This window comes from Roseibium sp. (genome assembly GCF_025698965.1).
In the GTDB taxonomy this organism is placed as follows: Bacteria; Pseudomonadota; Alphaproteobacteria; order Rhizobiales; family Stappiaceae; genus Roseibium.
In genome coordinates this window covers 1-4,776 of record NZ_JAILWL010000488.1, presented here as the reverse complement: position 1 = coordinate 4,776, position 4,776 = coordinate 1, and the positions used below count along the sequence as shown (strand labels likewise).

The following is a 4,776-nucleotide window of genomic DNA, read 5'->3' as shown; positions in this document are numbered from 1 at the left end:
CGCTGCCGACTTTGTCGCGGGCGACCGTTTTGAAATTACCGTGACGCGGGATGACATCAATCCCGACGCTGGCAAGGTCGTGGCCTGGGACCCGGACGGGACCGATGGCTCCGAAATCCCTTGGGCGATTGCCGCCAACGCAGCCGAGGCGCAAGACGGTGTCGACCTCGAGATCGGATTGATCGCCCTGCGTCGTCAGGTCCTGTGCTTCGAGGCAGGGATCGTCTGGCCTGACGGTGTTACGGACGAACAGAAAGCCACGGCGCTCGAAGCGCTGGAAAAACAGAGCATCCTGGTCCGCACCGCTTAAGCCCTGTTTTCAACAAAAATCATGGCCGGCATTGCCGGCCTTTTTCTTATGCCTTCCGGTTTGGGCCGGAACCGATCAGGAGTAAAAGGCAATGCCGGAAATTCTTCTCCCTTATACCAACGTGGATGTGACCGAAGAGGTCAACCGCATTCCGAACAACTACGGTTACTTGAACGCTCTTGACATCTCTCCGTCAGAGCCGGTCGGATCGCGCCTTGTTCGTATTGATTATCGCGATGGTCAGATTGTTGTTCTCGCTGCCGAGGAGCCGGGCTCACCAGGTCAGCTCACGGAACAGGACAATGTGGGCGGGACAATCCTGCAGATCCCGCATTTTCCCCACCTGGAAACGATCACGCCGGAGGATCTTGCGGGTATTGTCGAGGTTGTCAATGGCGTGCTGCAGGCACGGAACCTTGACGCAGAATTGGCGAAACGTCTGTCGCGCATCCGCAAAAATCACTCAATCACACTTGAGTATATCCGTATGGGATCGATGCGCGGCTTGATCAAGGATGGTCGTGGCCGCACCCTCTACGATCTTTATAGTGTGTTCGGGATCACCAAGAAGGTCATTGACCTGAAACTTGGAACGGCTGACACCGACATGGTTGAGAAGTTTGAGGAGATTGGCGATCACATCCAGACAAATCTCAAGGGCGAGACGATGTCTGGTGTCGAAGCTCTGATTTCGCCAACGATGTTCAACAGGTTCATTCAGCACCCCAAAGTGGAAAAGTTCTGGATTCAGACCGAACAAGCGCCTGGGTTGCAGAAGTTCCTGCGCGCGGATCTTGGTGGGAATTGGGGGCGCATCTTCGACTTCGGTGATATCCGTGTCCGGGAATACAAAGGGTCGTTCCCTGTTCGCAGCACAAGTGGGCAACTTACTTCTGAGCCCATCATTGAAGCTGGCAAGGGGCATGCATACCCCGCAGGGACACAGGAAATGTCCAAGACCTTCCAGGGGCCGGTGCACCACATCGATATGGTCAACGTTGCACCCGATGCTTCCGACCCGATTTATGTGTCGACGGAAGTGTTGAAGCACGGTGCCGGTGTCGAAGTGAAGTCGCAGACCAACCGTCTGTCTGTCTGGAAACAGCCGGAGTGTCTGGTTGAACTGATGTCCTCCGACTAAGCGGATCTCACATGAGTTCTGACTTTGCGAAAAGAGCAGTTGACGCCGTGTTCGAAAGACTCGGCGTTGACGGCTTGTACGGTGCGGTTCCGTGCAAGGTGTTGTTTGCGTCGGATGACGATGAGGCGCTTGATTTTGGTGGCAGGTCGCGCCCGGTCGGACGAAATTCCGCCATGAGGGTACGGGCCTCGGAGGTGACGCCGGTCAAGGGCCAATCATTCACGGTTGGCGCAACAACGTACAAGATTTCATCGCAGCCGACCTTATCCGACACGGCTCGATTGGTTTGGTCCTTCAAGGTTTCTGCGAGTTAAGTCATGACCGATCTCCGTTTGGCGCTTGTCGGCGATCTGCAAAAGCACTTGGACGCCGAAGAAAAGGAAGTTTCGGTCGCCCTCCGGCTGGCCACTGAAGATGTCGCTATCCTGGGCAAAAGGCGTTTTCGGCAGCAAACAACATCTGCGGGGTTAGGCAAAAAAGTCGCCAATGCATGGCGGCATGATGTCTTTCCCAGGCGCGGTGTGCAGACAATGGAGCCTGCGGCTCGAGTAATCTCAAAAGCGCCAGACATCATACGTGCGTTTGATGAGGGGCAGACGATCCGGTCGAAAGACAGGGCGGGCTGGCTTGCCATTCCAACGGATTATGCGCCTTCAAGCCGCAGGCGGGGTTCTCGCGGACGCAAGATGTCTGCGGATGAGTTCATAGAGACCTTTGGAAACGATAGCCTGGAGGTCTTTTCGAAGTCAGGGGCATCATGGAACGGTAGGGAAAACCTTTACTTATTTGCCCCGGATGGTTTTCGAAAATCAAGAGGTAAGCGAAAAGGCTCCCGTCGTGTGAAAGAAAAGGGCCGGATCAAGTCCGAGAAGGTCTTAATGTATGTGCTTGTGAAGCAGGTACGTCTCTCCAAAAGGCTGAATGTTTCTTCAATTGAGAGAACCCTGCGTCGCCTTTATCCGAATCTCATCACGCGCCGTTTGCATGAAAGGTTGGGAAAATGAGTTCTGACGACGTATTGACAGCGTTGCACGGTGTTTTGACCGATCTGGCGACAGCAGAGGCAGACGTACCGGATATTGCTAGAAACGAAACCCTGGACGATGCCTTTCAGGCGCTGGACACCGGTGCAGACGCTTACGGCAACATGGTTGACGGCGATCTCTCCCGGACGGCTGAAATGCTTGGCGGAGCAGAACCGTATCAAATGCGGCAGACAGCGCTATTGGAGTTGATCGTCAAGGCCTCGACCGATGCCGAACGCCGTGCTGCTCTGAAAGCGATCCTGTCGAAGGTCCATCTAGCGCTGGAGGCGTCGACAGGAAGCGTTGCGACCTGGGAAATTACCGGTCTTGACCGATTGGACCAATCGACGGACGCAGATCCCGAAGCGGGAGGAGCGACTGTCGAGATTACCTGCGAATTTTCTTCAGATGTTCCCTATTAGAGAAGCTGAGTTCTTTTCGGTTGGGCAGAGTGGCAACGATCAACGCCATTATCACGAAAGCGATACTGCTGACCGTCAACGAAACAATCAGTTGTAAATCTTCAAGGTTTGCAGCCTGGACGTTCCTTTGCAAAAAAGCGCCGCTTGCCGCGCCAAAAAACCAAACAACAATCATCAGCAGCAATGTGAGGAAGCCCCACAGCGCGCCCGTATGGCCTTTCCATTTCTGCGCCAAGATTCCGACCAGGATCGGCGCGGCAAGATAAACAAGAATAGGGCCCATCTTCATCCTCCGGTTGAACGACCGGAGCGTATCTCACGCAATCATTGGAAGGCAAGAGACGCTATGACACGCAAACGCGATGCCGCCTCCGCAGAGGCCGGTAAACCCTTTGTGCTGCTCGAAACCGTGTCCGACATCGGGCGCAAGGGGAGCATTCAAACCCTGACACAGACGCAGGCAGACCAGTTGGGCGCGAAGATTCGCCCTGCAACCGGTCGCGATCTCGACGTCGCTGCCAAGTCCTGAACCGGAGATCTGATCCATGGCAACGAGTGCAACACCGCGCGGTAAGACCGCAAACATGCTGTTTGGCGATCAGGCAGACTTTGCCTCAATCGCGACCGGAAATTATATATCAACGCCATTCTATACGGAGAATCTAGGCGAGGCGGAGCCGCTGGAATCTGATCCGCTGCTCGGCACTGCGCGGACCAACAATCGGGACCAGACAAGCCCTGCACCGGGATTGATAACGGCGGGCGGCGATATCGTGGTGCCAATGGATGTCAACCATCTGCCTTATTGGCTGACCATGTTGTTCGGGGCTGGCGTGACCAGCGGTGCCGGTCCTTACACCCATGTCTTTACCAGCGGTAAAGAGGTTTTGCCGTATCGCACGATTGAAGTTGAAAAGCGTGCAGGTGCTGCGTTCTTCCAGAATGTCGGTTATCTTGCGAGCGCATTCTCATTCGACACGGCGCGGGGTGCAGGTTTCCGTCAGGCAACTATCTCCCTGGTTGGGCGAAGCCAGAACAAGCTTGCTGCGACCGGAGGCGGAGTGCCTGTGGCGCAGCTCGCACTCGGTCAGGTGCCTGCCTCGACCGGCCTGATGCGGATCAACAGCGTCGATGCGGCAAACTTCCTTGGTGGATCGTTCAACTACCAGAACAATCCGACCCCCGACGAATCCATGACCAGCGATGAGTATCTCGCCGGATACACGTTGGATGAGGACGCGACTTTGGGCGGTTCTAATAGGGTTCGTTACGTCAATGATGCCTATTATGACATCATGGCTGCGGGCGATCCGGTCGCCTTGGAGCTTGAATTCGAAATCTCCGCGACTGCCAAGATGCTGTTCGCAATGCCTGCGGTTCGATTTGAGCGCGCTCCGTTTGCACCGATTAGTGGTCCTGGTGGTCTGGAAGCCGAATTCAACTGGCGCGCTGAACAAACAGACAGCGCACCGATGTTGACCGTGACGGTGACCAACCAGATCGCGGCCTACTGATATGGGAGTGCGCCTTAGCCAGAAGAAAGTTGACCATCAGGAGCAAGAGTTTCCTGATGGCATCACCGTCACCATGCGCACCGCCAATTCGCTCGATCTTGAAGAGGCGGAAACGCAAGCGAGTGACCTCATTGCAGGCTTGATTGCCGGTAACTCCGCTTTCGGCGAGTTTGGCCTGAATGAAATCGGTGGTCTGGACGTGACCGAAATGGAAGATGCGCTCGGGCTTTCCAGTTTCCTGACCCTTGCGCTTGTGTTCGAGCGCGTCGTCAAAGAATGGAAAGGTGTTGAGGTTGAAACAGGCGACCCGGCACCACTTGATCGGACTTACATCGGTCTTTTCCTTCTAGACCCCTCTTATCGT

General features: G+C 55.2%; 9 protein-coding genes. 8 read left to right on the top strand and 1 reads right to left on the bottom strand.

Annotated features, from left to right (window positions below; translation table 11 throughout):
* From K5905_RS27730 to K5905_RS27710, 5 genes are all read left to right on the top strand, one after another.
* Positions 1–310, top strand: a 310-nt coding sequence (locus K5905_RS27730) for a head decoration protein (protein WP_297590379.1), incomplete at its 5' end; no start/stop codon positions are given.
* Between the two features lie 91 nt (positions 311–401).
* The gene (locus tag K5905_RS27725; RefSeq protein WP_297590377.1) at positions 402–1,451 is read left to right on the top strand and encodes a major capsid protein; all 1,050 of its coding nucleotides are present in this window, start codon (positions 402–404) and stop codon (positions 1,449–1,451) included.
* 11 nt (positions 1,452–1,462) lie between these two features.
* Complete coding sequence (locus K5905_RS27720; RefSeq protein WP_297590376.1) at positions 1,463–1,765, top strand: hypothetical protein; 303 nt, start codon at positions 1,463–1,465, stop codon at positions 1,763–1,765.
* A gap of 48 nt (positions 1,766–1,813) precedes the next feature.
* Positions 1,814–2,455: a DUF6441 family protein gene (locus K5905_RS27715; RefSeq protein WP_297590374.1), complete on the top strand. Its 642-nt coding sequence runs from the start codon at positions 1,814–1,816 to the stop codon at positions 2,453–2,455.
* Entirely contained in the window at positions 2,452–2,898 is a 447-nt protein-coding gene (locus K5905_RS27710; protein WP_297590373.1) for a hypothetical protein, read from the top strand. The genes K5905_RS27715 and K5905_RS27710 overlap by 4 nt, the downstream gene beginning before the upstream one ends.
* Here K5905_RS27710 and K5905_RS27705 read toward each other — a convergent pair.
* Complete coding sequence (locus K5905_RS27705; RefSeq protein ID WP_297590371.1) at positions 2,864–3,181, bottom strand: hypothetical protein; 318 nt, start codon at positions 3,179–3,181, stop codon at positions 2,864–2,866. The two genes, K5905_RS27710 and K5905_RS27705, sit on opposite strands and share 35 nt — an antisense overlap.
* A gap of 63 nt (positions 3,182–3,244) precedes the next feature.
* Here K5905_RS27705 and K5905_RS27700 point away from each other — a divergent pair, with 63 nt between their 5' ends.
* From K5905_RS27700 to K5905_RS27690, 3 genes are all read left to right on the top strand, one after another.
* Positions 3,245–3,427 (top strand): hypothetical protein, encoded by a 183-nt coding sequence (locus tag K5905_RS27700; protein WP_297590369.1) that lies wholly within the window; start codon positions 3,245–3,247, stop codon positions 3,425–3,427.
* Between the two features lie 16 nt (positions 3,428–3,443).
* Entirely contained in the window at positions 3,444–4,412 is a 969-nt protein-coding gene (locus tag K5905_RS27695; protein ID WP_297590366.1) for a phage tail tube protein, read from the top strand.
* A gap of 7 nt (positions 4,413–4,419) precedes the next feature.
* Positions 4,420–4,776 (top strand): hypothetical protein (locus K5905_RS27690; protein ID WP_297590364.1); only part of this gene is annotated, 357 nt, incomplete at its 3' end.

What these genes read in the sequence shown, in the direction of transcription:
- K5905_RS27725 (WP_297590377.1), top strand. Translation starts at nt 402, where the DNA reads ATGCCGGAAATTCTTCTCCCTTATACCAACGTGGATGTGACCGAAGAG.
- K5905_RS27720 (WP_297590376.1), top strand. Translation starts at nt 1,463, where the DNA reads ATGAGTTCTGACTTTGCGAAAAGAGCAGTTGACGCCGTGTTCGAAAGA.
- K5905_RS27710 (WP_297590373.1), top strand. Translation starts at nt 2,452, where the DNA reads ATGAGTTCTGACGACGTATTGACAGCGTTGCACGGTGTTTTGACCGAT.
- K5905_RS27705 (WP_297590371.1), bottom strand. Translation starts at nt 3,181, where the DNA reads ATGGGCCCTATTCTTGTTTATCTTGCCGCGCCGATCCTGGTCGGAATC.
- K5905_RS27700 (WP_297590369.1), top strand. Translation starts at nt 3,245, where the DNA reads ATGACACGCAAACGCGATGCCGCCTCCGCAGAGGCCGGTAAACCCTTT.
- K5905_RS27695 (WP_297590366.1), top strand. Translation starts at nt 3,444, where the DNA reads ATGGCAACGAGTGCAACACCGCGCGGTAAGACCGCAAACATGCTGTTT.